General features: G+C 69.7%; 27 protein-coding genes and 1 tRNA gene. 9 read left to right on the top strand and 19 right to left on the bottom strand.

The genetic code is table 11. The features are described 5' to 3' along the window. Positions 1–9: 9 nt before the first annotated feature. The gene (locus NL115_RS01740) at positions 10–987 is read right to left on the bottom strand and encodes a DUF7115 domain-containing protein (RefSeq protein ID WP_254831508.1); all 978 of its coding nucleotides are present in this window, start codon (positions 985–987) and stop codon (positions 10–12) included. Positions 988–1,141: 154 nt separating this feature from the next. On the opposite strand from NL115_RS01740, the gene NL115_RS01735 reads away from it, so the two are divergent. Then, positions 1,142–1,272 (top strand) — tRNA-Met (locus NL115_RS01735). 78 nt (positions 1,273–1,350) lie between these two features. Here the strand turns inward: NL115_RS01735 and NL115_RS01730 are convergent. The 14 genes from NL115_RS01730 to NL115_RS01665 form a co-directional block, all read right to left on the bottom strand. Further along, complete coding sequence (locus NL115_RS01730) at positions 1,351–2,271, bottom strand: DUF5995 family protein (protein ID WP_254831507.1); 921 nt, start codon at positions 2,269–2,271, stop codon at positions 1,351–1,353. Positions 2,272–2,312: 41 nt separating this feature from the next. Further along, a complete protein-coding gene (locus tag NL115_RS01725) occupies positions 2,313–2,705 on the bottom strand; it encodes a DUF8060 family membrane protein (protein ID WP_254831506.1) in 393 nt (130 codons plus the stop codon). Next, positions 2,702–3,709 (bottom strand): DUF7490 domain-containing protein, encoded by a 1,008-nt coding sequence (locus NL115_RS01720; RefSeq protein WP_254831505.1) that lies wholly within the window; start codon positions 3,707–3,709, stop codon positions 2,702–2,704. Before NL115_RS01720 ends, NL115_RS01725 begins: the two co-directional genes overlap by 4 nt. A gap of 128 nt (positions 3,710–3,837) precedes the next feature. Next, a complete protein-coding gene (locus NL115_RS01715; protein WP_254831504.1) occupies positions 3,838–5,193 on the bottom strand; it encodes a tryptophanase in 1,356 nt (451 codons plus the stop codon). 142 nt (positions 5,194–5,335) lie between these two features. Further along, positions 5,336–6,073: a GNAT family N-acetyltransferase gene (locus NL115_RS01710; RefSeq protein WP_254831503.1), complete on the bottom strand. Its 738-nt coding sequence runs from the start codon at positions 6,071–6,073 to the stop codon at positions 5,336–5,338. Between the two features lie 139 nt (positions 6,074–6,212). Continuing rightward, positions 6,213–7,748, bottom strand: coding sequence for a glycosyltransferase family protein (locus NL115_RS01705; RefSeq protein WP_254831502.1), 1,536 nt, complete (start codon positions 7,746–7,748; stop codon positions 6,213–6,215). 58 nt (positions 7,749–7,806) lie between these two features. Then, the gene (locus tag NL115_RS01700) at positions 7,807–8,205 is read right to left on the bottom strand and encodes a DUF8055 family protein (RefSeq protein ID WP_254831501.1); all 399 of its coding nucleotides are present in this window, start codon (positions 8,203–8,205) and stop codon (positions 7,807–7,809) included. Positions 8,206–8,211: 6 nt separating this feature from the next. Next, entirely contained in the window at positions 8,212–9,894 is a 1,683-nt protein-coding gene (locus tag NL115_RS01695; protein ID WP_254831500.1) for an FAD-dependent monooxygenase, read from the bottom strand. Beyond that, positions 9,887–11,560: an electron transfer flavoprotein subunit alpha/FixB family protein gene (locus NL115_RS01690; RefSeq protein WP_254831499.1), complete on the bottom strand. Its 1,674-nt coding sequence runs from the start codon at positions 11,558–11,560 to the stop codon at positions 9,887–9,889. The genes NL115_RS01695 and NL115_RS01690 overlap by 8 nt, the downstream gene beginning before the upstream one ends. A gap of 2 nt (positions 11,561–11,562) precedes the next feature. Beyond that, a complete protein-coding gene (locus NL115_RS01685; RefSeq protein WP_254831498.1) occupies positions 11,563–12,435 on the bottom strand; it encodes an electron transfer flavoprotein subunit beta/FixA family protein in 873 nt (290 codons plus the stop codon). 367 nt (positions 12,436–12,802) lie between these two features. Next, positions 12,803–13,132, bottom strand: a complete 330-nt coding sequence (locus NL115_RS01680; RefSeq protein WP_254822875.1) for a 4Fe-4S dicluster domain-containing protein — start codon at positions 13,130–13,132, stop codon at positions 12,803–12,805. Between the two features lie 64 nt (positions 13,133–13,196). Then, entirely contained in the window at positions 13,197–13,358 is a 162-nt protein-coding gene (locus NL115_RS01675) for a DUF8014 family protein (protein ID WP_254831497.1), read from the bottom strand. A 68-nt stretch (positions 13,359–13,426) separates the two neighbouring features. Next, entirely contained in the window at positions 13,427–13,822 is a 396-nt protein-coding gene (locus tag NL115_RS01670; protein ID WP_254831496.1) for a type IV pilin domain-containing protein, read from the bottom strand. 91 nt (positions 13,823–13,913) lie between these two features. Further along, on the bottom strand, positions 13,914–14,144 hold the full coding sequence (locus NL115_RS01665; protein WP_254831495.1) for a hypothetical protein: 231 nt from the start codon (positions 14,142–14,144) through the stop codon (positions 13,914–13,916). A gap of 88 nt (positions 14,145–14,232) precedes the next feature. Here NL115_RS01665 and NL115_RS01660 point away from each other — a divergent pair, with 88 nt between their 5' ends. From NL115_RS01660 to NL115_RS01650, 3 genes are all read left to right on the top strand, one after another. Further along, entirely contained in the window at positions 14,233–14,427 is a 195-nt protein-coding gene (locus NL115_RS01660) for a hypothetical protein (RefSeq protein ID WP_254831494.1), read from the top strand. A gap of 63 nt (positions 14,428–14,490) precedes the next feature. Beyond that, entirely contained in the window at positions 14,491–15,420 is a 930-nt protein-coding gene (locus NL115_RS01655; RefSeq protein ID WP_254831493.1) for an ADP-ribosylglycohydrolase family protein, read from the top strand. Positions 15,421–15,474: 54 nt separating this feature from the next. Next, positions 15,475–15,930: an acyl-CoA thioesterase gene (locus NL115_RS01650; RefSeq protein WP_254831492.1), complete on the top strand. Its 456-nt coding sequence runs from the start codon at positions 15,475–15,477 to the stop codon at positions 15,928–15,930. A gap of 22 nt (positions 15,931–15,952) precedes the next feature. Here the strand turns inward: NL115_RS01650 and NL115_RS01645 are convergent, their stop codons facing one another. From NL115_RS01645 to NL115_RS01635, 3 genes are all read right to left on the bottom strand, one after another. Further along, on the bottom strand, positions 15,953–16,183 hold the full coding sequence (locus NL115_RS01645; RefSeq protein ID WP_254831491.1) for a hypothetical protein: 231 nt from the start codon (positions 16,181–16,183) through the stop codon (positions 15,953–15,955). Between the two features lie 53 nt (positions 16,184–16,236). Further along, positions 16,237–17,307: a S66 family peptidase gene (locus NL115_RS01640; RefSeq protein ID WP_254831490.1), complete on the bottom strand. Its 1,071-nt coding sequence runs from the start codon at positions 17,305–17,307 to the stop codon at positions 16,237–16,239. Between the two features lie 93 nt (positions 17,308–17,400). After that, a complete protein-coding gene (locus NL115_RS01635) occupies positions 17,401–17,676 on the bottom strand; it encodes a DUF7543 family protein (RefSeq protein ID WP_254831489.1) in 276 nt (91 codons plus the stop codon). A 118-nt stretch (positions 17,677–17,794) separates the two neighbouring features. On the opposite strand from NL115_RS01635, the gene NL115_RS01630 reads away from it, so the two are divergent. From NL115_RS01630 to NL115_RS01620, 3 genes are all read left to right on the top strand, one after another. Further along, positions 17,795–18,382 (top strand): DnaJ domain-containing protein, encoded by a 588-nt coding sequence (locus tag NL115_RS01630; RefSeq protein ID WP_254831488.1) that lies wholly within the window; start codon positions 17,795–17,797, stop codon positions 18,380–18,382. Between the two features lie 139 nt (positions 18,383–18,521). After that, positions 18,522–19,283: a UTP--glucose-1-phosphate uridylyltransferase AglF gene (gene aglF, locus NL115_RS01625; protein WP_254831487.1), complete on the top strand. Its 762-nt coding sequence runs from the start codon at positions 18,522–18,524 to the stop codon at positions 19,281–19,283. A 42-nt stretch (positions 19,284–19,325) separates the two neighbouring features. Next, the gene (locus NL115_RS01620; RefSeq protein WP_254831486.1) at positions 19,326–20,312 is read left to right on the top strand and encodes an NAD-dependent epimerase/dehydratase family protein; all 987 of its coding nucleotides are present in this window, start codon (positions 19,326–19,328) and stop codon (positions 20,310–20,312) included. Between the two features lie 103 nt (positions 20,313–20,415). Here the strand turns inward: NL115_RS01620 and NL115_RS01615 are convergent, their stop codons facing one another. Then, entirely contained in the window at positions 20,416–21,459 is a 1,044-nt protein-coding gene (locus NL115_RS01615) for a hypothetical protein (protein ID WP_254831485.1), read from the bottom strand. A 273-nt stretch (positions 21,460–21,732) separates the two neighbouring features. Here NL115_RS01615 and NL115_RS01610 point away from each other — a divergent pair, with 273 nt between their 5' ends. Together NL115_RS01610 and NL115_RS01605 are read left to right on the top strand one after the other, a co-directional pair. Continuing rightward, a complete protein-coding gene (locus NL115_RS01610) occupies positions 21,733–22,830 on the top strand; it encodes a DUF7537 family lipoprotein (RefSeq protein ID WP_254831484.1) in 1,098 nt (365 codons plus the stop codon). A gap of 134 nt (positions 22,831–22,964) precedes the next feature. Then, complete coding sequence (locus tag NL115_RS01605) at positions 22,965–24,404, top strand: sugar transferase (RefSeq protein ID WP_254831483.1); 1,440 nt, start codon at positions 22,965–22,967, stop codon at positions 24,402–24,404. Positions 24,405–24,454: the final 50 nt, after the last annotated feature.

The following is a 24,454-nucleotide window of genomic DNA, read 5'->3' as shown; positions in this document are numbered from 1 at the left end:
TGGCCCCGCTCAGCGCCCGCGCCGGAGCTCGTCGACCAGTTGCTCGATGGTCTCCTGCTGGCGCTCGATGAGTTCGGTCTGCTCGTCGACCTTCGTCTCCAGCGCCTCCAGTCGGCCGAGGACCTCCGTATCGGCCGCGGAGACGAAGCCATCGGCGTCGGACCCGGTCGGGGCCTCGGCCGTCGTGTCCGCGTCCGCGGACCCGTCGGCGTCCTCCGTCGTGGCGGCGTCCCCTCCGGTCGTCGTCGGGGAGCCGGCGTCGCCGCCGCCCTTGCCACGGTCGATGAGCGAGTCGATACCGCTGTCGGCGTAGTCCGGCCCCGGCTCCCCCTCCTGCTCCTCGGGTTCTTCCGGGGCGACGGCCTCGTTGAGCGCCGCGAGCGAGTCGGCGTCGTGGAACGAGAGGGCGGCCTCCTCGATGGTGCGTCGGACCTCGGCTGCCCGCTCGTTGGGCACCTTGATTCGCTCCGGGCGCCCCGACACGGCGATGACGACCTGCATCGCGTGGCCACCCTCCTCGAAGTCCAGCCGCGTCAGGTCGGCGTACGGGTAGGCCTCGTAGTCCTCGGACCAGACCGCGCCGCCGACGTGCTTGAGCAGGCGTTCGGTCCCGACGACGACCGTGAGCTCGTTGAAGCGGTAGACACCGCGGACCTGCTCGTCGGCGGCGAGAGTCCCCGTCGCGCGCAGGTGGGCCGACAGCACCGTCTTGACCACATCCTGTGCGTAGCTGGAGCCGACCGCGAACGACTCCTCGCGGTCGTAGTAGTGGAGCGTGAACGAGGTTCGGCGCCGGCCCTGCTTCAGCTCCAGCCGGTCGAACCCGTGCTCGTGTGTCCCGACGGACTCGTCGCTGAGCAGGCCGTCACCCTTGTAGACCAGCGTCCGTTGCGGCGTGACGAAGACGCCGTCGTCACCGCCGATACCCACCGACGCGAGGACCGACTCCCCGTCCAGTGCGTCGGCCACGAGGTCCGGAACGTCCATGCCACAGCCTCCCCCGGATTCGGCATAAATCCGGGGGTGACCCCCAGCCGCCGCGAGCGTGCAACCACCCCCGGAACCCGGCGCGGCCGCCGTCGTCGGGTCGCGGGGGCCAAACAAGAACGTTCAAGAGGCCGTCCCGGTTACGAACGACTGCGCCCGGGTGGCTTAGTTGGACATAGCGCCGCACTCATAGGGTAACACCACGAGCGGCACCCCGCGTGTCGGAGGCTGCCTGCCTCCACCTGAGACATGCGGAGATCGCGGGTTCGGAGCCCGCCCCGGGCACTCTCTGACTCATTCGCGAGCGGTAACGCCGGCGTCCCTGCCGGTGGAACCGTACCGAGCGGTTCCATCCCGGTTCCCTCAGACGGCGGTGTCGTCCAGCGTCGTCTTCACTCGCTCCAGCACCGTCTCGAGGTCGAGGCCGTCGCGTTCGGCGGCTCGGAGTCGCCCCACGAGCGCGGGGTCGAGGTCCGGACCCCGGACGAGGAAGGCGGCCCCGGTCGCGGTCGTTCGCAGGACCTGTCTGGCGAGCGCCCTGAGGGGCGACCAGGGGGCATCGGTGAGCACGACGGCGATCCGCCAGGCCTGCTCTCGACCCTCCGTCATCGAGCGGAGGGTGAGCGTCTCGTCGAGCCGGCCGAGTGCCCTGTCGATATCGTCGACCTCGGGTGCGTAGAGCTCCGCCAGCGCGGTCTGCTGGGCATCGACCAGTCCCGACAGGATGTCGTCGATGGCCCGGTGGTCGGCGTACTTCCGCTCCCGGCCGGGGTCGAGGCCCACGTCGCGGAGCGCGAGCGCGAGGTCGTAGTTGATGTGTGCGTTCACACCGAGGAAGGCGTCCTGGACGACGAGGCGGTCCGCCCGGCGTGCGGTGCCGAACGCGACCCGCCAGGGGTCGGGGACCGCGCCGAGCCGGCCGCGCTCGAACGCGAGGAAGGCCCGCCGGTAGTAGTTCGCGAACGTGGTGGTGTACTCGCGCATCCACGCGGCGTCTACGAACCGGCCGCCCTCGATGCCGTCCCGGACCGCGCGCGTCATCCGCTCGTAGATGGTGAGGAAGACGGCCCGGCGGTCCCCGCGGGTCCGGAGCCGCGTCTCGAGGTCGGCGAGCCCCTCGACCGCCGCATCGACCGAGTCGAACGGCGCCGCGACCGGGGCGACGAGTTCGGACTCGGGCGATTCGGGCGGTCCGAACGTCTCGAGGTCGCCGCGAAGCGCGAGCCACGCCGCTCGTGCCGTGGTGGTGTCGACCAGCCGTGGGGCCGCTGTGTACCAGTGCATGTGGAGATGGCGCTCTGTCGACGGTCGAAACGCGGCGAGGGTCAGCCGGCTACCTTCCGTATCTCCCAGGAGATGCCGACCGCCGCCACGAGCAGCACGACGAGGTTGAACGCCGCCTGGAACAGGGGCCGGTACTGTCGGGCGACCCAGATGTCGATGGCGTTCGAGGCGGCGAAGTAGAACCGGAGCGTCGCCACCAGCGCCAGTAGCGTCAGACCGCCCAGCAGCGCGTAGCGGGCGTATCTGACGAGGTCGCTTGTGTCCCCGTTGGAATCATCGTCGGAGTCGTCGGTCGGGGCGGTCTTCGCCGTCGCTGCGGTCGTATCGGTGGTGTCGGTGGACATGGGTCGGTCGGGAGGCTGGTTCTCGGGCGGGTCCGCGTTCGCGTTCGTGTCCGTGGCCGATTCGGTGGCGCCCGGTTCGTCGTCGCTCATCGCGACCACCGCCGGGCCAGCAGGGCGGCCCCCAGCAGCGCGACGACCGCGAGCCCCGCACCGAAGCCGGGCTGGCCGCCGGAGACGGCCGTCTCGGTGCCGGGTGGTGCGCCGCCACTGCCGCCGCCGTCGCTCTCGAAGTCGCCGGCCTCGAACGCGACCTCGCGGCGGGTCTCGTTGACGGAGATGGGTTCGCTCGGGTCGAGGTTGACCGCGCCGCGGGCGGTGTCGACGACCACGCCGTCCCGGTACAGCACGGCGTCGACGTAGTAGTTGTACTCGGCGGGGACCGAGACGGTCGTCTCTGGCGAGGCGGTGCGGCCGGGCTGGACGGTTCCCACGTCGACGGCGGTTCGGGCTGCGACGACGTTCGACTCGGCCTGCCGGAGCGTCACCGCGACGCGCAGGCCCTCGGACGCCGTATCGCCGCGGTTGACGAGCGACGGCGCCACGCGCAGTGTCGTCTGGTCCTCGCCGGTGCTCTCGACGCCGACCGACAGTGCCGGAAGCGCCTCCTCGTCGGTGAACGCGACGGTGCTCCGGGCGTACGCGGGCGTGAGGGCATCGAGCCCCGACACCGTGCGGCGGGCGGTGTCGATGCGTCGGTCGTCCGTGTAGACGATGGCCTCGATGTGGTAGCCGCCCTCGCGCTCGACGGTCAGGTTCGCGGAGACGGGGCGCTCCCCGTCGGTCGTCACGTCGCCGACCGCGACGCGACGGGTGGTCTCGACCAGGCCGGACTCCGAGTCGACGGCGCGGAACACCACGGAGACGTTCGGCGTCGTCGGGCCGGCGTGTCGGAGGTATGGGGTCACTCGCAGGGTGGCGGTCTCCCCGTCGACCTGCCCGGGCGCGATGGGCATGTCGACCACGCGGAGGGGACCGGGTCGCTCGGGGTCGTCGGCCGAGGGGTCCGTGATGGCCCCGGGGACGACCGCAGCGGACAGGAGGGCGACTACGACCACCCCGACGGCGCCCGCCGCCAGGATGCGCTCGCGGTTCATGTGTGTATCTATGACACCCGCCGATGACGGGATAAGCTTTCAGGGGGGTCGAGGCGGCTCACGGCCGTGGTGCCGGACGCCGCCGCTCGGGTACGCAGCCATCCAGCGGCAGGAGGCGCGCACGGCCGCTACGCCAGCGGCCGGAGTTCCGCGGAGAAGTGGCGCAGTTCCGCCATCGGCGGCTCGCTGACGACCTCGTAGCCCGCGAGGTCCGCCGCGTGGTCGGCGACGGCGGCGGCCGTCTCGACGACGTGTTCGAGGTGGTCGCGGGCGTAGGTCCGGCGGGGCACCGCGAGTCGGACGAGGTCGGGCCGGTCGGTCCCGGGGAAAGCGAACTCGCCGAGTTCCACACCGCGGACCCCGCCCTCCCGATACAGCTCGCAGACAACCGCCTGCCCCGGGAACTCCTCGCTCGGGACGTGGGGGCACATCGTACCGGCGTCGACGTAGACCGCGTGGCCGCCGGTCGGCAGGACGACGGGGACGCCGGCCTCGTCGAGGCGCTCGCCGAGCCACCGGACCTGCTCGACGCGGTCGCGGACGTACTCGTCGGTGACGGCCTCCCGGAGGCCGACGGCGACCGCGGCGAGGTCCCGGCCCGCCATCCCGCCGTAGGTGGTGAACCCCTCGTAGAGGATGGCGCGCTGTTTCGCCCGCTCGAACAACTCGTCGAACGAGGGGTCGTCCCGTATCCCGACGAAGCCGCCGGCGTTGGCGAGGCCGTCCTTCTTCGCGCTCATGATGCAGGCGTCCGCGTACGAGAGCTGCTCGCGGGCGACTTCGGCGACGGTCGCGTCCGCGAACTCGGGTTCGCGCTCGCGGACGAAGTAGGCGTTCTCGGCGAATCGGCAGGCGTCGATGACGAACGTCGCGCCGATATCGTCGCAGAACGCCCGGACCTCGCGGACGTTCGCGACGCTGACGGGCTGGCCGGCGGCGGAGTTGTTGGTGACCGTGACGACGACGGCTGGGACCCGGTCGGCACCCACCTCGTCGACGACCGCGCGGGCCCGCTCGGTGTCGAAGTTCCCCATGAAGTCGCCGCTCGTCTCGGGGTCGAGCGCGCCGTCGACCGGGCAGTCGACCGGTTCGCCGCCGTGTTCGACGACGTGGGCCCGCGTCGTGTCGAAGTGGGTGTTGTTCAGCACCACGTCGCCGTCGTCGACGAGACACCCGTAGAGGACGTTCTCGGCTCCGCGACCCTGGTGAGCGGGCACGATGCGGTCGAAGCCCAGCACGTCGCTGGCGGCCGCTTCAAGGTCCGCGAAGCTCGCGCTGCCGGCGTAGGCCTCGTCGCCCTGCACCATCGCGGCCCACTGGGCGTCGCTCATCGTCCCGGTGCCGCTGTCGGTGAGGAGGTCGACGTAGACCGCGTCGGCGTCGAGATTGAAGACGTTGTGTCCGGCCTGTTCGAGCGCGGCCTCGCGTTCCTCGCGGTCGGGGAGCCGGATGGGTTCGACCATCTTGGCCCTGTACGAGCGCATACGCCCCGCCACCAGCGCCACCGTGAAAGTAGTCGCTGCGGCGACGTGGCTGCTGGCGGATAGACCTGCAGAACGGGAGCCGGTCGTGTGCGTCACCGACGGGACCTGCGCGGTGGTGCGCGATGCCGTGTCGCGGCGGCGGTCAGGGCCAGACCGCCATCATCACCTCGTCGACGTACTCGTCGCCGATGCGGTAGTGGCGCTCGCGGACGGCTTCCGTCTCCCAGCCGTGGTCCTCGAGCCACTCCATGCCGCGCTCGTTGGTCGCGGGGACGGAGTTGTAGAGCTTCTCGTAGCCATTGTCCCGGGCCCAGCCGTAGGCCCGCTCCATGAGCTCGCTCCCGATGGTGTGACCGCGGTACTCCGGGACCACGCCGACCGTGAGTTCGGCGGTGTGCTCGAGGCTGTCGACCTCCGGATGGTCGAGGTTGACCCAGCCGACGACCGCCCCCTCGACGGTCGCGACGAAGAAGACGCGCGACTGGACCTCGTTGTGCCGGAGGAGGACGTCCTCGTGGTCGACCGTGTCCGCGACGGTCTCGCCGACGATGTACGTCCGGTCCGCGAGCGCGGTCCGGATGGCCTCGACCAGTCCGTCGAGGTCGTCCTCGTGGGCCTGCCGGATGGTGAACTCCACGTCGCCCACGGAGTGGATCTCCACCTCGGCGTCCTCGAACGCCAGGCGCAGTTCGTCCTCAGCCTCGTCGCGCTCGATGACGCCCTCGCGCCGCAGGATGGCGACGTGGTGGCCGAATGCCGTCTCGTCCATGTTCAGCGCCGCCCGTGCCTCGTCGTAGTCGACCCGCCCGTTACGCTCGATGTAGTCGTAGATGTCCTTGCGGTCCCGGTGGTCGAACTCCAGGTCGTCACTGAACTGCATGTGGGCTGCTACCATTACCCAGTACTTAACGTTTTTTGCCGGAAAATACCGGACGGCTCGCTCGTGACTCCGCGCCCCGGTCAGGGAGATGGTCCGTCGCTGACCGGGCCTGCCACGGACTCGGCCGGGTTGGAGCGGCTTACTCGCGCGTCCCGGCGGCGAGGGCATCGCGCAACGAGCCGCCGAGCCGGGCGGCGCTTTCGGCGGCCGCGGTGCCGGCCCGTGCCAGTGCTCGTCCGCCCCGGACCAGTGCGTCGCGTGCCCAGGCAGCCACGGTCCGGAGCCCGGCAGCCAGGGCCGTGAGGCGACGCGCCGTCGCGTCGCCGGTCCGCCGGAGCCGGCAGTCCGCGAAGACGGCGACCGACGCCAGCAGGACGCTCGTCGCGAGGCCGTAGCGACGGACGCTCCCGGCAGTCGAGCGGGCACCGGCCGCTACCGCTGCCGCCGTCCGGCGGGTCGCCGCCGCTGTACGCGTCGCCCCACGGACTCCCGCACGGCCGGCGCTCCGGGCAGCCACTCGGACCCGGTCTCCGACCCGCAGCAGACGGTCCCGACCGGTGGCCGCCCGTCGACCCACTCCTCTGCCAGCAGCTACGGGCCGCCGGTCGGCGGCAGCCCCGCGCTCCTCGGGTCGGCCGCTGCTCCGGGGCGCCGTGGTCGGCCGGAGGTCTGCCAGGACGGTCTCCGCGACGTGCGGGGCGCCGTTCTCGTGGGCGGTCGGTTCCGGGGGGTCGCTCACGGCCTCGAGCACGTCGAGTGGCTCCTCGGCCACGGTGAATCCGGTCACCTCGTCGTCGCGGAGCCGGTCGGCGACGGCCTCCTGCTCGTCGGTCGCCGGGTGGACGACACACGGCGTCCCCGCGACGGCGGCGTCCATCACCGTCGAGTAGCCCGAGCAGACGACCACCTCGGCGTCCCGCAGGTACGGCAGCAGCGACGGGACCGGTTCCCAGTCGTCGCTTCCGACATCGATGACGTCGTACCCCTCCCGTTCGAGCGCGGTCGCGATGCGGCCCAGCTCGGAGTAGTGGCTCGGCACGACCACCACGTCGGCACCGTCGCGGTCGCGGCCCTCCCCCTCCAGCGCGACCGGGGGAACCCGGGTCGCGCCCTCGGGTGCCAGTCCGGCGGCCGGCCATACGGCCGGGTAGAAGAACCCGTTCGCCGACGTGACCTGAAAGTCGGTGTGGAACCGCGCGCCCGCGCGCTCCAGCCGGTTCCGGTAGAGCCCCGGCATGTCGTGTTTCAGGACGTACAGCGGCACGTCGATGCGGAGTGCGGCCATCGCCGCGAACATGTCGTCGGTGACGAGCGCGTCGGGCGCCGTCTCGCGGAGCCAGCCGACGTAGTCGGCGATGCGGTTCGCCGAGGCCGGGAGGCTCCCGGTCAGTACCTGCCGGACCGTGCCGTCCTGCACGGTGTCGATGAAATCGACGTTGGTGGGTTCGAACGCGTCGTAGCCGTTCAGCGCGACGAACCGGGAGCCCGCACCGCCGCCGGCCATCCGGACCGTCGCGCCCCGGGCTGCCAGTTCGTCCGCGATGGCCAGCATCCGGGTCGCGTGGCCAGCCCCTTCGGGGTAGTGGGCGACGGCGATGGTCGGTCCGCCGCTCGAATCGGACGGTGTTCGGTGTGACCGCCGGCTGTCCATAGGGGGAGGGCTCGCGGGGGTCATCGGGCGGGGATGGCCCGTCCAGCGGCATAAGTCTCCCCCGGCCCGGGTGACCAGGCGCCTACTCCGCGGGCGTGGCGTCCGGCCGTGCGTCCCGCTCGGGCACCTTCGTCAGCACCTCGGCCGTGTGCCGGACGTTCTCCGTGCGGACGAGAATCTCCGCAGCCTCACGGACGGTGAACGCGGCGTCGAGGTCGGTCCCGTAGCAGGCCGCGTACAGTTCCAGCCACGCGTTCATCGCCGTCTCAAGCGCCTCGAACGCCTCGGGGTCGAAGCGGACCGGCTCGCCGCCGCCGGTCCGGGCCTCCAGATACAGCGCGATAGCCGGCCCCGCGCCTTCGCGGAGATACTGGAGCGCGCGCTCCTCGTCCGGCGGGTCGGCCGGGGGCTCGAACGCCGCCCGGTCGCGCTCGGCGCGGCGGGCGAGGTCGGCGATGCGGTCGTGGTACGCGTCGGACATCCCGTGTCAGCCCTGTTTGAACTCGACGCCCTTTCCGCCGGCAGGATGCTCCCAGTCGGTGTCCGCGACGATGGCACAGGTGCCACACTCGACGCAGGGCTGGGTGTCGAGGCTGACGACACGTTCCTCGTGGCCGTTCGTCTCGACCGTCTCCTCCCGGTAGCAGCCGCCACCGAAGTCACGGGCGCTCACCGGACAGGCCGAGACGGCCGCGCCGCTGGCCTCCCAGGAGTTGTCCTTCACCTGGATGTGGGGCTCGCCCACGTCGTAGGTCAGGTCGCCGATGCGATCGTCGAGTTCAGGTGGCTCGACGTGGCTGGTCGCGTGGACCTCGCCGCCCAGTTCCTCCGCGATGACCGTTGGTACCGTCACGTACGGCACCTTCGTGTCCGGCATCAGCGAGAGGATGGTGGGGTTGGCGAACAGCTTCTCCAGCCCCTTCGTCCCCAGCGCGCGGATGCCGAGGCGGCCGACCGGCGACTCGACGAGCGACTCGGCGAGCCGGGTGGCCGTCTCGTTCTCCGCGAGGGGTGCGATGGTCTCGTAGGCCTCGGGGCGGAGCTTGTGCATCGTGCCCGACTCCTCCAGCTTCTCGGTGTAGCGCTCGCCGGCCGAGTGGGGACGGCCCGCGCGTTTCGCCTCGGCGAACGCCTCGGCCGCGAGCGCGCCCGCGGTGACGGCGTGGTTCATCCCCTTGATGACGGGGCCCTGGGCCTGCATCTGTCCCCCGGCGTCGCCCACGAGGACGAGCCGGTCGCGATGCGGTGACCTGTGGGCCACCTTCTTCGAGTCGGGGACGAGCTTCGCCGAGTACTCCACCTCGTCGTAGTCGTCGCCGAGCCAGTCCGCCAGCAGTGGATGCGTGAGTAGCGCGTCCAGTAGCTGGTGGGGTTCGGCCTCCTGTGCGACGAGGCTGTCGAGGTGGAACACCGTCCCGATGGAGAGGGTGTCCTGGTTGGTGTAGAGGAACCCGCCGCCGCGCACGTCCTCGAAGATGTTCCCCGAGAACAGGTGCGCGACCCCCTCGCCCTCGCCGACGCCGAACCGGTCGGTGATGGCGTCCTCAGGCATGTCGACGATGGCCTTGACGCCCTGGAACCACTCGTCGGGCTCGTCCCAGTCCATGAGGCCGGCGTCGCGCGCGAGTTCGGAGTTGACGCCGTCGGCAGCGACGATGAGGTCGGCCGTGATGGGCTCGATCTCGTCGCAGGTGACGCCGACGATCTCGCCGCCGTCGCGGAGCAGGCCGTTGACGCGGACGTCCGTGAGGACGCCGCCGCCGGCCTCGCGGGTCTTCTCGTGGACGCGCTTCTCGAGCCACGAGTCCATCGTCCGCCGGAGGACCGCGTCGGACCACTCGGTATCGTGCTCGTGGAGCTCCGTGATGTCCAGCGACTTCACCTGCGACCCGGCCATGTTGTGGATGTGGTACTCCGTGATGGGTCGCTCGGCGGCCTCCTCGCGGAACCCGGGAAACAGGTCGTCGATGGTGTAGGGCGCGGACTCCTCGGCGTAGATGAGGCCGCCGGAGACGTTCTTCGAGCCGGCCTCGACGCCGCGCTCGAGGACGAGCGTCTCCACGTCTTCGTCGGCGAGTTTGGCCGCGGCCGCGGCGCCACCGGGACCACAGCCGACCACGAGGGCCTCGTAGTGCTCGTACTCGTCCGTGTCGATGGCGCTCTCAGTCATCGGTCGCACCTCCGGCCTCCGCGACGGCACCGATCGATTCGCCCGATTCCAGCGCCTCCGTCACGGCAGGCAGGACCTCGAACAGGTCGCCCTCGATGAAGTAGTCTGAGAAGTCCACGATGTCTGCGTCAGGGTTGGTGTTGATGCTGATGATGGTGTCCGATTCGTCCATGCCGACCTTGTGCTGGACGGCGCCGGAGATGCCGGCGGCGATGTAGACGGGCGGCTCGACCACCTGCCCGGACTCGCCGATCTGTCGTTCCTCGGTGATGTACTGCTCGACGTGGCCCTCGAACTGGTAGGAGGCCGTGATGACTCCTCGCGAGAGCCCGAGGTCGGCGTCCTCGAGCGCGTCGACGAGGTCGAGTCCGAGTTCGATGCCCGTGCTCGGGTCGTCCCCGATGCCACGGCCCATCGCGACGATGACCTCACGACCCGTGAGGTCGACACCCTCGTCGAGCTGGTCGTGTGCGGTGACCTCGACGCCGAACCAGTCGTCCTCGAGCGGGGCCTCCCACTCGACGACCTCGCCCTCGCGCTCGGGGTCGGGCTCCGGCACGTCGAACGCACCCGGGATGACCGAGCCACCCTGCGGGTGGAACTCGCGGTCGGGCTTGTCCAGACAGAGGATGGTCGAGTACTCGAAGCCCGAGAAGTCCGGGCGCTTCATGTGCAGCACACGCTCGAACTCCTTCTTCGTGCCCGGCTCGCCCGTCTTCGCCGGGTTCGAGATGAGCACGTCCGTGATGTGGAGGTCCGAGCAGTCCGAGGCGAGCCCGGAGTCGAGTTCGGCCTGCACGGTCGCCGAGAGGTCCCGTCCGTTGTTCGTCGCCGGGAACAGGACGTAGCGCGGCTCGTCGTAGCCGTGCCACTCCACGTCCGGGCGGTCCTCGCGACCGTACGGGTGGCCGGTGCCGCGGGCGGCGTCGACGAATATCTCGGTGTAGGGCTTGTGGAGGAACCGGTCGAGCCGGTCGTCCTCCTGATACAGCGCCACGTCGGCGCCGTACTCGATGGCGAGTTCGGCCTGCTCGGCGATGTCCTCGCCGATGACGAACGCGATGACCTTCTCGTCGGCGTCGTACTCGTCGTTGTAGTCGTCCATGAGCTGCCGGGCCTTCCCCAGCATCTCCTTGGACACGTCGATGAGTTCGCCCTGCTGGGTCTCGCAGTAGACCCACATGTCCCGATAGTCGCCGGCCTCGACCGCGCGGACGTGGCGCTTGTCGGCGGTCGGATGGTCGAGGTCGGGATGGCGCTCCTCGGGGGTCTTGGGCTCTTCCTCGGCCTCGCCCTCGTCGGCGTCCTCGTCCTCCGTGACCGAGTCGAGGCGGTTCTGTATCTGTGTCTTGACGCCACCGCGGTCCTCGCCGGCCTCCTCCGTCTCCAGTAGCTCGCGGAGTTCGTCGGGGTCGTCGATGCCGCGGATGGCGTTGGCTGCCTCGGCCGTCGACATGTCCGTCAGGTCGACGAGTCCCTCGTCGTCGGCCTCGTCCTCCGCTTCGAGGTTCTCGATGCGGCTCTCGATGACCTGCTTGACCGGTGCCCGGTCCTCGCCGTCTTCCTCGGCCTCCAGCAGCGCGCGCAGCTCGTCGACGTCGTCGATGGCCTGGACCTTCGGTCCGATCTCGGAGATGTCGTGGTCGGCAGGGTCGAATTCAGGCATGGTCAATCACCCGCCGCCTCGCTGGCCCCGGCGGCGTGGGGCTGCAGTTCCTCCAGGACCGATTCCATCCCCTCGGCGTCGTCGGCGTCGACCATCGTGGCCTCGCGTTCGGCGGGCGGCTTCGGAATCGGGTCGACGGACTCGACGATGGTCGGTGAGCCGTCCAGCCCGATGAAGTCCGGGTCGAGGTTGAGCGCCTCGTGGTTCCAGACGGTGAGGTCGTCCTCGAAGTCGGGCGCCCGCTCCTGGGTGTCCGCGCGCAGGTCCTTGTGCGTGAGCCGCTCGCCCGCCGTTCGATACGAGGGCTCGAACTCCGGGTCCATCACGATGAGCGCCGGCATCGGCGCCTCGACAGTCTCTATCTCCTCGATGTCGCCCTCGACGAGCCGCTTCACCCGGACGGTCTCGCTCTCCTCGTCGACGTCCAGCGCGACCACGTGGGTGACCATCGGGATGTCCAGGCCCCACGCCGTCTGCGGCCCGGTGTGGCCGGTCTCCCCGTCGGCCGTCTTGAAGCCCGCGAACAGCAGGTCCGGCATCTCGTCGAGCTTCTCGATTCCCGTCGTCAGGGTGATGGCCGTCGCCCACGTGTCGGCCGCGGCCATCTCGCGGTCGCTCAGCAGGTAGAGGTCGTCGGCGTACACCGACTCCATCGCCTCCTGCAGGACCTCCTTGTACCCCGGCGGGCCCATGCTCATCACGCTCACGGTCCCGCCGTGGCGGACCTTCGTCTGGAGCGCCCCCCGGAGGGCGTGCTTGTCGTTCGGATTCATCACTGTCGGGGTCTTGCCGCGCTCCAGGTGGCCGTCCTCGTCGAACGAGACCTGGCCCTCCCTGAAGTCGGGGACCCCCTTGGTCAGAACTACCGTGTGCATCGGTATCAAATCACCTTCGGGCAGTGACTCCCCCGGCATCCTAATAGCTCTTTATTATGTCTCTGGACTGTAACTACCAGCCCGTTGCCGACAGTGCGGGGCGGCCGTATTCACGGTCCAGAACCTTGCCCTCACGCGATTTGCCCTCGCTCGAAGCGATACAGTAAGCAATCATTCATTTCGTGGCCCGGGCGCTTCGTGCAGTTATTGCCGGAAAGCGTCACGAGAACCGCAGGAATCGTTCCGGCGTCGGCCGGGGGACGGTCGTCCGCTTCCGGAACGGGGCCTCTCGGCTGTCGGACAGAATTCGCACCGAGCGGGTGTCCGCGACGTGGTCGTCGGGGAGAGAACGGCTACCCGGCCGCGGCTAGCTCCGGCCTTCGCGGCTGGGGTCCACGTCGATGGCGTCGACGGGGCAGACGTCGACACAGATCATGCAGTCGATACAGGAGGCCTCCTCCGCGGGGTCGGCCTTGATCTCGCTCTCGGGGTGGCCCGGCGTGTCGACCCACTCGAACACGTCGACCGGGCAGTCCTCGAGACAGGCGCCGTCGGCGAGACAGATGTCGAAGTCGACGGCGACGTGTGTCCCGTGGATACCCAGCGTCTCGGGTTCCTCGACGGGGCCCCACACGTCGTGTCCGTTGTGTTCGTCGACGACTTCGCGCGTATCCTCGAACTGGGGGTCGATGGCCATTGTCGGTTGGTAGCATACCGGGAAGGGACTTAAACTTGTACCCGAAAGGCCCACCGTGTGCGGGTCAGGGCCACTCCTCCTCCCGCCCCTCGATGGGTTCGGCGACCACGCCGTCCCGTGTCGCCATCCCGCGTGCGTGCGCCGTGCAGACCTCCCGGTCGGCGTCCCAGGGGATGCGCAGGCGAACCGCCGCCTCGCGCTCACAGTCCGGCTCGGCGCAGGTCACGACCGTCGCTTGCACCCCGTCGGTTACAATCGTTCCGGCGTGCGGTCGGGCCGCGTCAGGACGTCGCCCTACTGCTCCCAGGTGCCGAGCGTGGTCGAGTCCCCGTTGGGGCCCTCCCAGACGACCTTGACCGTGTCGTCGCTCCCGACGCCGGTCGCGGTGTACGTGGCCCCCGCGCTGAAGTAGTCATCCGTGTCGGTATCCCCCGTCCAGTCGGGCGTCTTCGGCCCGTTACTGTGGCCCTTGATGGTGACCCGGTCCTCGCGAACCTCGTCGCCGTTCGCGTGCGTGATCTCCAGCGAACCGGAGTCGTAGTCGAACTCGAACTCCGCGTTGGGTGCGGTGTCCATCTTCCGTTCCTCGAGGCCAAGTGCGAATCCAGCTACGATAGTGGCCAGGACGACCGTGATGGCGACCATCAGGATGACACCGATGACCGGGGAGACCCCGTCGTCTGTTCGCACGCATCCGAGGTGCATACCCACCCATGACACTGGTCCGTATTTGTGATTCGGCACGTATCGAGGGTCGAAACGGGTGTTTCGAGGAACAGCCTCAGGCGTCGGGGGCCTCCCAGATGGTCAGGGTGGCCGAGTCGTCGTCGTTGGCCCAGAGGACGCGGATTTCGTCGTCGGAGTCGATATCTGCACTGGCCGTGCTGCCGGCCGAGATATCGTCCGGGCTCCCACTGGCACAGGCGGTCCATGTCTCGGAGCTGCCACCATCGCTAATCGTCACCTGGTCGGCGGGAATCTCGTCGCCGCTCGCGTGGAAGATGTCGACCATCCCGATGACCTGGATAAATCAACCCACCATTCAGACCACCGGAAGGCCAGGGCAAGATACAGGCATCCTCCCCTCGTAGGAGATGGTGATGGACCAGTGTGACCGGTGCGGCGGGTCGGTTGCCCCGGGTGGAGAGTGGATTGAAGTGAACCACCACCACGCCCACATGACCTTCGGAAGCACGTTCTGCTGTGGGGCGTGTGCCGCCGCCTATCTCGAGGACGGCCTGGAGGACGGTATCGAGGACCGGGTCGGGTCGGAAACGGACGGCTTCGAGGCCTGAACCGACCGGCGGGCCGTGAGATTCGTCAGATGGTTTTTGCGGCGGGCGCCCCTCGGCTCGACCATGAGTGACGGCGGCACGAGCGACCGTGCGAGGGGTGTCCTGCTGGGACTGGCGTGTGGGGACGCGCTCGGGCGCCCGGTGGAGTTCGAGACGCCGGCGAGCATCGAGCGCGACCACGGCCGCGTGACCGAGATGCTGGCACACGGCACCCACGGCCAGCCCGCGGGAACGGTGACCGACGACACCGACCTGGCCCTCTGTATCGCCCGGAGCCTCCGCGACCGCGAGGGATTCGATTCGGCGGACGTGGCCGAGCGGTTCGTCGCGTGGCTCGACGGCGGCCCGTTCGACATCGGGGTGACGACCCGGGAAGCTATCGGGAGCCTCCGGAACGGAACCCCACCGGACGAGGCCGGCAAGCGCGTGTGGGAGCGCCGGTCGGAGGGGAGCAACGCGGGCAACGGGAGCGTGATGCGCTGTGCACCCCACGCGCTGGCGTATCACGCGGACGACCGGCTCTCCCGAGTGAGTCGCGAGTCCTCGGCCATCACGCACGCCGACCCGCGCTGCACGTGGGGCTGTGCGGCGCTGAACCGCGTGCTGTCGGCGCTGCTCGACGCGGCCGCGCCCGAGGCGGCCGTCGAACGGGCGCTCGACGGAATCGGGGACGCGCCCGCGGCGCTCCGCGACGCCGTTGCTGGTGCGACCGACCGCGACCCCTCGCTGCTCTCGGCCTCGGGGTACGTCGTCCACACGCTGGAGACGGGCCTCCACCACGGTCTGACCGCGCCGAGCGCCGAGGAAGCCATCGTCCGGGCCGTCAACATGGGTGACGACGCCGACACCGTGGGTGCCGTGACGGGAGCCGTCGCCGGCGCGCGCTTCGGCGCGACGGCGCTTCCCGAGCGATGGCTCGACCACATCGACGAAGCCGAGGCGTTGCGGTCGCTCGCGGATGCCCTGCTGGCGCTGGACCCTGCCCGGCCCTGACCCGGACCGCTCGGACATCGAAACCGACGTGACCGCCCGCGGTCCAGCGTCGGTATGAGCCTCGATTCGACCCTCGACGGGACGCCCGCGGTCCCCGACGAGTTCGCCTACACGACGACGCTCCCGGTCCGCTACCGCGACACGGACACGATGGGACACGTCAACAACGCCGTCTACGTGACCTACTTCGAGCAGGCACGCATCGACTACTTCGACGCCGTGCTCGACATCCCGCTGGAGGAGCGCGAGATGGTGCTGGCGAACCTGGAGCTGGACTACCGGCGCTCCGTGACGACCGACGACGAGTACGTGACCGTCGCGGTCCGAACGCCGTCGCTGGGCACGAAGAGCTTCCCGACGGTCTGTGAGATGTACACGCCGGACGGCGACCTGGCGGCCGAAGGGTCGAGCACGCTGGTCGTGGTCGACGGTGAGGGTGGCACCCGTCCCATCCCCGACGCGTGGCGCGAGGCACTCGTAGCGTTCGAGCCGGCGCTCGAAGGCGAGTGACCAGCCGGTCGGTCGCGGTCGGTCAGTGCTCGTCGGGGGCCAGCCGCTCGGCCTCCTCGGTCACACCGACGAGACTCCGGAGTCCACTCCCGACGAGATAGCCCCCGGCGCCGATGGCGAGCGGGAGCGAGACGAACGTGGCGATGCTCTCCTCGGTCGGCTGGAGCGTGAACAGCTGCGCGGAGAGGACCGCGAGCTGGAGGGTGAGTATCGCACCGACGCGTCGGACCGTCCGCTGGAGGGCGCTGCTCATCGGCGAGGACTCCACGGCGGACCGGCAAAAGCCCTGGCGGTCCCGGCGCCGATTCAGCCCTCGAACGCCGGGAACGCGACCCGCTCCGCCGCAGGGTCGACCACGCACCGCCCGCCGACGGGCACGGGAACGACGGGGTGCGTGTGGCCGACATCGAAGTTGCCGACCACGGGCGCCTCGGGGTTGTACTCCGCGACGAGGTCCGCCACGAGTTCGTTCTGCGTCTCGCGGTACGCGGCTCGGGCCTCGGTGCCGGGGTCCTCGAACGGGTTGCGGGCCTTCGCGCGGCCGTGGAGCACGGCGTCGACGGCGTCGAGGACGCCGCGCTCTCCCAGCCCGAGAAGCACGCGCTGGACATCCGGCGGTTCGGGGAGCCCCTCGGCGGTCTCGAGCAGCAGCACGCAGCCCTCCAGCGCCGCCACCGGGGGCATCGTGCGGTCGGCCGCGAGGACGGTGTCGACCACTTCGAGGCACCCACCCCAGACGCGGCCGTCGGCGGGTTCGTCGCCACCGCGCCACTCCCAGCCGGGGTTCGACTCCCGCTCGAGTGGCTCGTCCAGCGTGTCCGGGTCGTTCCAGTCGCGGTCGTGGTCGGAGAACTCGTCGGCCGGGCGGACGGCGCCGACGTGGTCGTCGAACAGCGCCCGGCGGACGTGTTCGGCGGTGTAGTCGAAGACGCCGCCCGCGGCCGCGAGGTCGGTCATCAGCGTGCCGCCGTAGAACGAGACCACGCCGGCCTGCCACAGCAGGCTGTGGAGGTGCGTGTTGTCGCTCGTCCCGAGGAACCGGGTCGGATGCTCGCGGAGCACGTCACCGTCGAGGTGTTCCAGGATACGGACCTGGTCGTTCCCGCCGATGGTCGCGATGACGGCGCCGATGTCGGGGTCGCGGAACGCCGTCTCGATGTCCTCGGCGCGGGCTTCGGGATGGTCGTAGAGCCAGTCGTCGTCCTTCCGGGCAGTCGGATACTCGACGGGGTCGAGGTCGAACCACTCGCGAAGGGTCGTCAGTCCACGGTCGAGAACGTGCGGGTAGCGCGATGCGGCACCGGATGCCGGAGCGACAACGGCGACGCGGTCCCCCGGCTCGACGGGCGGCGGGACGATGACATCGGATGCGGGCACGGCCGCACGTTGGTTCCCCGGCCGGCATATGCGTTCGGGAGGGGTGGGAACCGGTCAGCTGGCACGCACACGCGCTCAGGCCGTTCCCTGCCGTCACGCGTCGTCCGCGTCCTCGGTCGCCCCGCTCGCGGTCCCGTCGTTCTCCTCGCGCCACGTCGCAGCCAGGTCGAGTGCGCCGTCGCGGTCCGCCACCGTCTCACGGTGGTAGTACTGCCCCTCGGGGGCCTGCGCCAGCCGGTCGAGCGTGACCGCCCAGGCACCCGTGGCCGTCTCCCGGACGACCACCCGGACGTACCGGTCGCCACGCTCCCATTCGACCCGGCTCGACCCCTCGTCCCCGGGGTCGCCGTCGACGACGTGCCACTCCATACCGGCGTCTCCACCGGGCCGGTGAAAGCTTCCGGGGGACTGTACCGTCCCCGGACCGGGGCACCGACGTCCATCCGAGGGCGAGACGCTTACGGGGGTCGGACCCGTTCGGTGACGTGTGAACAACTCGCGGCTCCTGCTGGGGATGACCGCCGTGTTCGCGGGGCTGGCGGCCCTGATGGTCGTGCTGGCGGCCGTGTTCCGGGACGCGGTACCGCTGTTCGTCGCGGCAGCCTTCGGCGGCGCCAGCTACCTGTTCTGGTACCAGGGAAGCGGGAAGCTCCGTGCTTCGCTGTACGAACGGGTCGAGCGGCGCGCCCGGGCCAACAGCGGCCGGGAGCGCCGCGGGCGCGCCGATGGTGGTCGCGGCCGGCGCGGCGACCGACGGCAGGGTGGTGGGTTCGGCGCCGGCCCCCGCGAGGACTGGACGCCGCCGGGTGGCCGCGAACGCTGGGAGTACCGCTACCAGCAACAGCAGCGGGGCCCCGGCGGCAGTCGTGGCCGGGCCGGCGCCCGGGTGGCGGCCCGCGACGGCCCCACGGACGGCGAGGCGTACGCCACCCTCGGACTGGAACCCGGCGCCGACGAGACCGACGTGAAACAGGCCTACCGCCGCCTCGTCAAGGAGACCCACCCCGACACCGACGACGGCGACGAAGAGGCGTTCAAGGAGGTCACCGAGGCGTATGAACACCTGACAGACTGAGACATCGGATATAATCCATACTCTCGAAATTTTCCAGAGAGGTGCACCAACATTCTCCTAAAATCCAGCATATGCCAATAATCACACCCTGCCATCCCGAGCGGGAAGGTATTTAGCCCACAGGACACAGCCACGAAGTATGAAAGCAGTCGTCATCGCGGCGGGCGAGGGGACGCGGCTCCGCCCGCTCACCGAGGACAAACCGAAGGGGCTGGTCGAGGTCGCCGGGAAGCCGATTCTCACGCACTGTTTCGACCGGCTGGTCGAGCTGGACGCCGACGAACTGCTGGTCGTCGTCGGCTACAGGAAGGAGAAGATAATCAGCCACTACGGCGACACGTACGAGGGCGTGCCCATCACGTACTGCCACCAGCGCGAGCCGCTGGGCATCGCACACGCGCTCCTGACCGCCGAGGAGCACATCGACGACGATTTCATGATGATGCTGGGGGACAACATCTTCGACGCGAACCTCCAGGACGTCGTCAACCGCCAGCAGGAGGACCGCGCGGACGCCGCCTTCCTCGTCGAGGAGGTGCCGTGGGACGAGGCCTCGCGCTACGGGGTCTGTGACACCAACGACTACGGCGAGATCGTCGACGTGGTCGAGAAGCCCGACGACCCGCCCTCGAACCTGGTGATGACGGGCTTCTACACGTTCACACCGGCCATCTTCCACGCCTGCCACCTCGTCCAGCCTTCGGGCCGCGACGAGTACGAGATATCGGACGCTATCGACCTGCTCATCAAGTCCGGCCGGACCATCGATGCCATCCGGATGGAGGGGTGGCGCATCGACGTGGGCTACCCGGAGGACCGCGACGAGGCCGAGCGCCGGCTGGAGGAGGGATACGAGGCGGAGGTAGCGAACGAAGCGGAGGAGGCCGAAGCGACGGAGTAGTATCCCGACACCTTTGTAGCCCATCCCCGACGACACGGCGCCATGCAGATTCTCGTGACGGGCGGCGCGGGCTTCATCGGTGGCCACCTCGCCGAGCGGTTCCTCGCCGAGGGCCACGACGTGACGGTCATCGACGAGATGCATCCCTACTACGACCTGGGCATCAAGGAGCGGACGCTGGAGGTCCACCGGGAGACCGCGGCCGACGCCGGCACCGACTACGAGTTCGTGAAGGGCGACGTGCGCGACGCGGCCCTCGTCGCGGACCTCGTCGGCGACGCCGACTACGTCTTCCACCAGGCAGGTCGCGCCGGCGTCCGTGACAGCGTGGCCGAACCCCGTGTCTACGACGAGGTGAACGTCGACGGGACACTCAACATCCTCGACGCGGCCCGCGCGAGCGACGTGGAGCGTATCGTCATGGCCTCCTCGTCGTCCGTGTACGGCGTTCCCGAGTACCTCCCGTACGACGAGGTCCACCCGACGACACCGGTATCGCCGTACGGCGCCTCCAAGCTCGCGGCCGAGCGCTACCTGTGTGCCTACAGCGAGGTGTACGACCTCCCGGCCGTCGCGCTCCGGTACTTCACCGTGTACGGCCCCCGGATGCGCCCGAACATGGCCATCACCAACTTCGTCTCGCGCTGTACGAACGGCGAGCCGCCCGTCATCTACGGCGACGGCACGCAGACGCGGGATTTCACCTACATCGACGACGTGGTCGCGGCGAACCTGTCGCTGCTGGAGACGGACGCGGCCGACGGTGAGGCGGTCAACATCGGCTCGACCGACAACATCGAGATCCGCGAGCTGGCGGCGGTCATCCGCGACGAGATCGCCCCGGAGCTGGCGTTCGAGTTCGACGACCGTCACTCGGCCGACGCCGAGCACACCCATGCCGACGTGTCGAAGGCCGGCGACCTGCTGGGCTACGAGCCAACCCACGACATCCGCGAGGGCGTCCGGAAGTTCGTCGAGTGGTACCGGGCGAACCGGGACTGGTACGAGCCGCTGGTGCGGGCGTCGTAATCGTCACGGGGAGAACTACTGCCGTTCGCCGGAGCACCTTCCAACGCTGTCCTTCTATCGCAGGGAGACAGGCGGTCAGGAACAGACGACCGAGTCCCCGGGGTCAGTCCTGCGCCAGTGACGGCGAGAGGCCGCCCGATTTCGGCTGGACGATGGGCTGGTCCGGCCCGTTCAGGAGGAGGTCGACCACCCGCTCGGGCGTGACGAGTTCGGGGAGTCCGGTGTAGTCGTACTGACACGGGCCCAGAGGGTCGTCGGCCGAGGGGGCCGAGGCGTTCTGGAACTCGCACCGGGCGTCTATCTTGAAGCTCTTGCCGAAGACCGCGAGGTCCAGGTCGCCGTCGACGACACGGCGCTCGACGTGGACGAGGCCGAGGCCCTTGAGGTAGACGTACTTCGAGGTCCGCCCGTCGGTGATCTTCAGGCGGTTGCCCCCGCTGACCTTCTCCTGGTTGGCAACGAGCCCCGCGAGGTTCGTCCCGCGGAAGCCGTCCCGCTCCAGGATGCCGAGGGTGCTACCCGCGACGTTGACGCCGTCGGGCCCGAACTCGGCCCGGTTCAGTTCACCCACCGCCTCGGGGTTGGTCGGCGGCTCGGTCGGGTCGAGCGACGGGTCGTGGAAGTCGTAGACGGTACAGGGTTTCGGTGGCAGCGCGAACCCGAGACTCGCGACGTTCCGCGGGGTCAGGAGGCTCGTGGGGACGATGGGGAGGTTCACGTCCACCGGGAGGTCCGACGGTCCCGGGGCCATCTCGAGGGGGAGGTCGCTCTGCCGGATCGGCAGTTTGCAGGCGTCGAGTCGCCCTTCGCCTTCCGACCCGTACGGGGCGTCCTCTGGTTCGACGGGGGCGTCATCGTAGAGTCCCGGGACCTGCCTGAGCGGGAGTGTGGGAAGCGCGCCCGTCCCGATACTCCGCACCGGCGAGTCGGCTGTTCCCGCGTCGGCGGCCGCGGTGTCCGCACCACCCGAGGCAGCCTGCCCGGTCCCCCCGTCCGCGGCGTCGGTAGTCTGGTTTCCGGTCTCGCCGGCCGTCGTGGTCTCGTCTCCGACTGACTGCTCCTGGTCGGCCAGCGGGTCGTCCGTCTGCGTCGCGGCCAGGGCCGGACCCGCCGCACCAGCGAGCACGACCACCGCCGCGAGCAACATATGTAATATCGCTGAATATTCTGTCAGCTGCATCCACGCTACCCGACTGTACGCAGCCCCGTGGATGTTTCACCGCCCATATCCGGGCCATTATGACAGAAGATAAACAAGTCATCATTTCTCATCGGACAGGTGCGAGTACGCTAGTCGTCGGGGTGAGAGGTGGTCCGGGCTGGTTCGGTCCGGGACGGTCCCGGGGCCTGGGGTGGACCTGTCCGGTCAGCTTCTTGGCCGACCACCAGAGGTAAACACGGAACTTCGCTACCCGGGGTAATGCGACGCAAGGTCGCGGTCCTCGCGGTGACACTGCTCGTCCTCCTCGCCGGCTGTTCGTTACCCGGGGGTGGAGCGCCGACATCCGACGATACTCCGTCGACGACGCCCACTCCGACAGCGAGCGGCGAACCGACAGCGAGCGACGAACAGTCGGCAACGACTACCACCACTGCTGCGACCGGGTCTGCGGCCGGGACCGCCACCTCGGGCGGGGGCGGCGCGAGCACGTCCAGTGGTCCGGGTGGAGACGGTGACACGGCGGCTCCCGGTGACCCGTCGAGCTCACCGACCGCCACGGGCGGCGACGAATCGTCGCGGCAGGGGGCTACCACCCCCACGAACGGGGCGCCCGGGTCGGGGACGCCCACGCCCGACGGGACTCCAACGCCCGACAGTGGAGCGGGCGGCGCGAACGGCTCCGAGTCGGTCTCGTACCCGGCTGGCTACTCCACGAGCGGCATCTCGGATGCGAGCGCCGCGCGGCAGGCCCACGTCGACGGCCTGGTCGCGAAGGACAGCTTCGCGTTCGTCTCCAACACGACGGTCCAGCGCGAGGCGGGGACCTCGCAGACGGAACTCGTCCAGCGGGTCTCTCCTGACGAGCCCCGGGCGCTGACTGATACCTTCATCTCCTCGACCGGCGAGCAGGGGTCGACGGTCGTTCGGCGCACCCGCTACTACGACAACGGGACCCAGTACATCCGGGTGCAGGAGGGCCAGGAGACCTCCTACGGCCGGGTCGACGCGACGCTCCAGCCCAGCGGCTTCGTCGGGGAGCGGTACGTGGGCGGAGTACTGTCGAACGTCAGCTTCGACGAGACGACCCGCATCCGGGAGTCCGGGAAGACCTTCTTCCGACTCCGGGCCACCGACCTCGACGACGCTGACTCGCTGGGCTCCTCGCAGCAGTCCTCGGGGGAGATCGTCGACGGGAACGTGACGATGGTGGTCGACCGGGAGGGCATCGTCCGCGCGCTCCGGTACACCGCGACCCTCCAGCAGGACGGGGAGACGGTCCAGTACCGGGCCACGTTCGCGACGGTCGGACTCGACGGCACGGAGGTCGAGCGCCCGGATTGGGCCCAGGACGGCTGAGCGCGGGTCGGCCGGTGTCTGAGTGCGGTCCACCGGCCCGATGGGGGTGGGTACCCGTTCTTCCGTGAGTAGCGTATACCCGCGAGTCTGACGCTCCCGTTGCACTTATCGGCCGTGACGCCGGACTCCCACCGATGACAACCGGGTGGCGATACCGCGTGGCCAGTGCTGGCGGGACCGTGGGCCTCGTGGTTCTGGCCGTCGCGCTGGCGAACCACCCGGTTGTGCAGTCGCTGCTAGCGCTGGTGCCGGTCCTCGGTGACCTGCCACTCGCCCCGGCCGACGGGATGGAGTTCGCGTTCGAGGCGACGACAGCCGTCCTCGTCGTGCTCGTCGCCCTCGGGCCGCTACTCAAGCCTCGGCCGCGGCGCATCCTCGATACCGCGTCGGTGGCCGCCGAGCGGACGCTGCTGGCGACGGTATCACTCGCGGCCGTCGGCTACTTCGACTACACCTACCGACTCCCCCGGGTGACGCTGCTGTTCACCACGGCGTTCCTGCTGCTGACGGTCCCGGTGTGGTTCGTCGCCATCCGGCGGCGCCCGCGCGACGAGGGCGGGCGCACCATCCTCGTCGGCGACGACCCCGCCGCGATGAACGACATCCTCGACGCGGTGGCGGGGCCCGTTCTGGGCTTCGTCTCGCCGCCGGGGACGACGCGGGAGCTCGCCCTCGCAGCCGACCCCGACACGGAGACGGCCCTCGGACTCACCGATGGTGGGAGTCGAATGGGAGAGCTCCCCTCGCTGGGTGGCCTCTCGCGGCTGGACGAGGTGCTCGTCGAGTACGACGTGGACACGGTTGTGCTGGCCTTCGCCGAACCCGACCGCGCGGAGTTCTTCGGCGCGCTCGACACCTGCTACGACCACGGCGTCGCCGCGAAGGTGCATCGTCGGCACGCCGACAGCGTGCTGACCAGCGGGTTCGGACAGGATGAGCTGGTCGACGTGGAGCTGGAACCGTGGGACCCGCAGGACCACTTCCTGAAGCGTGGATTCGATATCGCGTTCGCCGGCGTGGGGTTGCTGGTGCTGTCGCCGGTGATGCTAGGTATCGCGGCGGCGATCAAGCTGGAAGACGGCGGGAGCGTGCTCTACCGGCAGGAACGGACCGCCTCGTTCGGGGATACGTTCGACGTGTACAAATTCCGGTCGATGCGTGAGACGGAGATGGACGATACTGCGCCCGTCGCGGACGAGGGGAACGACCGCATCACGCGTGTCGGCCGATTCATCCGTCGGACGCATCTGGACGAGCTGCCGCAGCTCTGGTCGATTTTGATCGGCGACATGAGCGTGGTCGGGCCACGGGCGGCGTGGACGGGCGAGGAGACCCATCTTGAGGCCGAAGCCGAGGACTGGCGCAAGCGCTGGTTCGTCAAGCCCGGACTGACCGGGTTGGCCCAGATCAACGGCGCGACCAGCCTGGACCCGGAGGCGAAGCTCCGCTACGACGTGGAGTACATCCGGCGGCAGAGCTTCTGGTTCGACCTGAAGATCGTCATGCGACAGGTGTGGATGGTAGTCGTGGATGTGGTCCGGACGGTGACCGGCCGGCCGCTGGAAGACGGATAGCGAACCCGTGTTCGGGACGACACCGGACTGTTGATGGGGCCGCCCGGTCG

This window comes from Haloglomus salinum, from assembly GCF_024298825.1.
In the GTDB taxonomy this organism is placed as follows: domain Archaea; phylum Halobacteriota; class Halobacteria; order Halobacteriales; family Haloarculaceae; genus Haloglomus; species Haloglomus salinum.
This window is presented reverse-complemented; position numbering and strand designations above follow the sequence as displayed.

Coding starts and splice junctions, on each gene's coding strand:
- NL115_RS01690 (WP_254831499.1), bottom strand. CDS start 11,560: ATGCCTGAATTCGACCCTGCCGACCACGACATCTCCGAGATCGGACCG.
- NL115_RS01680 (WP_254822875.1), bottom strand. CDS start 13,132: ATGGCCATCGACCCCCAGTTCGAGGATACGCGCGAAGTCGTCGACGAA.
- NL115_RS01615 (WP_254831485.1), bottom strand. CDS start 21,459: ATGTTGCTCGCGGCGGTGGTCGTGCTCGCTGGTGCGGCGGGTCCGGCC.
- NL115_RS01620 (WP_254831486.1), top strand. CDS start 19,326: ATGCAGATTCTCGTGACGGGCGGCGCGGGCTTCATCGGTGGCCACCTC.
- NL115_RS01730 (WP_254831507.1), bottom strand. CDS start 2,271: ATGCACTGGTACACAGCGGCCCCACGGCTGGTCGACACCACCACGGCA.
- NL115_RS01645 (WP_254831491.1), bottom strand. CDS start 16,183: ATGAGCAGCGCCCTCCAGCGGACGGTCCGACGCGTCGGTGCGATACTC.
- NL115_RS01695 (WP_254831500.1), bottom strand. CDS start 9,894: ATGACTGAGAGCGCCATCGACACGGACGAGTACGAGCACTACGAGGCC.
- aglF (WP_254831487.1), top strand. CDS start 18,522: ATGAAAGCAGTCGTCATCGCGGCGGGCGAGGGGACGCGGCTCCGCCCG.
- NL115_RS01635 (WP_254831489.1), bottom strand. CDS start 17,676: ATGGAGTGGCACGTCGTCGACGGCGACCCCGGGGACGAGGGGTCGAGC.
- NL115_RS01605 (WP_254831483.1), top strand. CDS start 22,965: ATGACAACCGGGTGGCGATACCGCGTGGCCAGTGCTGGCGGGACCGTG.
- NL115_RS01710 (WP_254831503.1), bottom strand. CDS start 6,073: ATGCAGTTCAGTGACGACCTGGAGTTCGACCACCGGGACCGCAAGGAC.
- NL115_RS01720 (WP_254831505.1), bottom strand. CDS start 3,709: ATGAACCGCGAGCGCATCCTGGCGGCGGGCGCCGTCGGGGTGGTCGTA.
- NL115_RS01650 (WP_254831492.1), top strand. CDS start 15,475: ATGAGCCTCGATTCGACCCTCGACGGGACGCCCGCGGTCCCCGACGAG.
- NL115_RS01660 (WP_254831494.1), top strand. CDS start 14,233: ATGGACCAGTGTGACCGGTGCGGCGGGTCGGTTGCCCCGGGTGGAGAG.
- NL115_RS01740 (WP_254831508.1), bottom strand. CDS start 987: ATGGACGTTCCGGACCTCGTGGCCGACGCACTGGACGGGGAGTCGGTC.
- NL115_RS01700 (WP_254831501.1), bottom strand. CDS start 8,205: ATGTCCGACGCGTACCACGACCGCATCGCCGACCTCGCCCGCCGCGCC.
- NL115_RS01610 (WP_254831484.1), top strand. CDS start 21,733: ATGCGACGCAAGGTCGCGGTCCTCGCGGTGACACTGCTCGTCCTCCTC.
- NL115_RS01665 (WP_254831495.1), bottom strand. CDS start 14,144: ATGGTCGACATCTTCCACGCGAGCGGCGACGAGATTCCCGCCGACCAG.
- NL115_RS01685 (WP_254831498.1), bottom strand. CDS start 12,435: ATGCACACGGTAGTTCTGACCAAGGGGGTCCCCGACTTCAGGGAGGGC.
- NL115_RS01725 (WP_254831506.1), bottom strand. CDS start 2,705: ATGAGCGACGACGAACCGGGCGCCACCGAATCGGCCACGGACACGAAC.
- NL115_RS01715 (WP_254831504.1), bottom strand. CDS start 5,193: ATGCGCTCGTACAGGGCCAAGATGGTCGAACCCATCCGGCTCCCCGAC.
- NL115_RS01655 (WP_254831493.1), top strand. CDS start 14,491: ATGAGTGACGGCGGCACGAGCGACCGTGCGAGGGGTGTCCTGCTGGGA.
- NL115_RS01705 (WP_254831502.1), bottom strand. CDS start 7,748: ATGACCCCCGCGAGCCCTCCCCCTATGGACAGCCGGCGGTCACACCGA.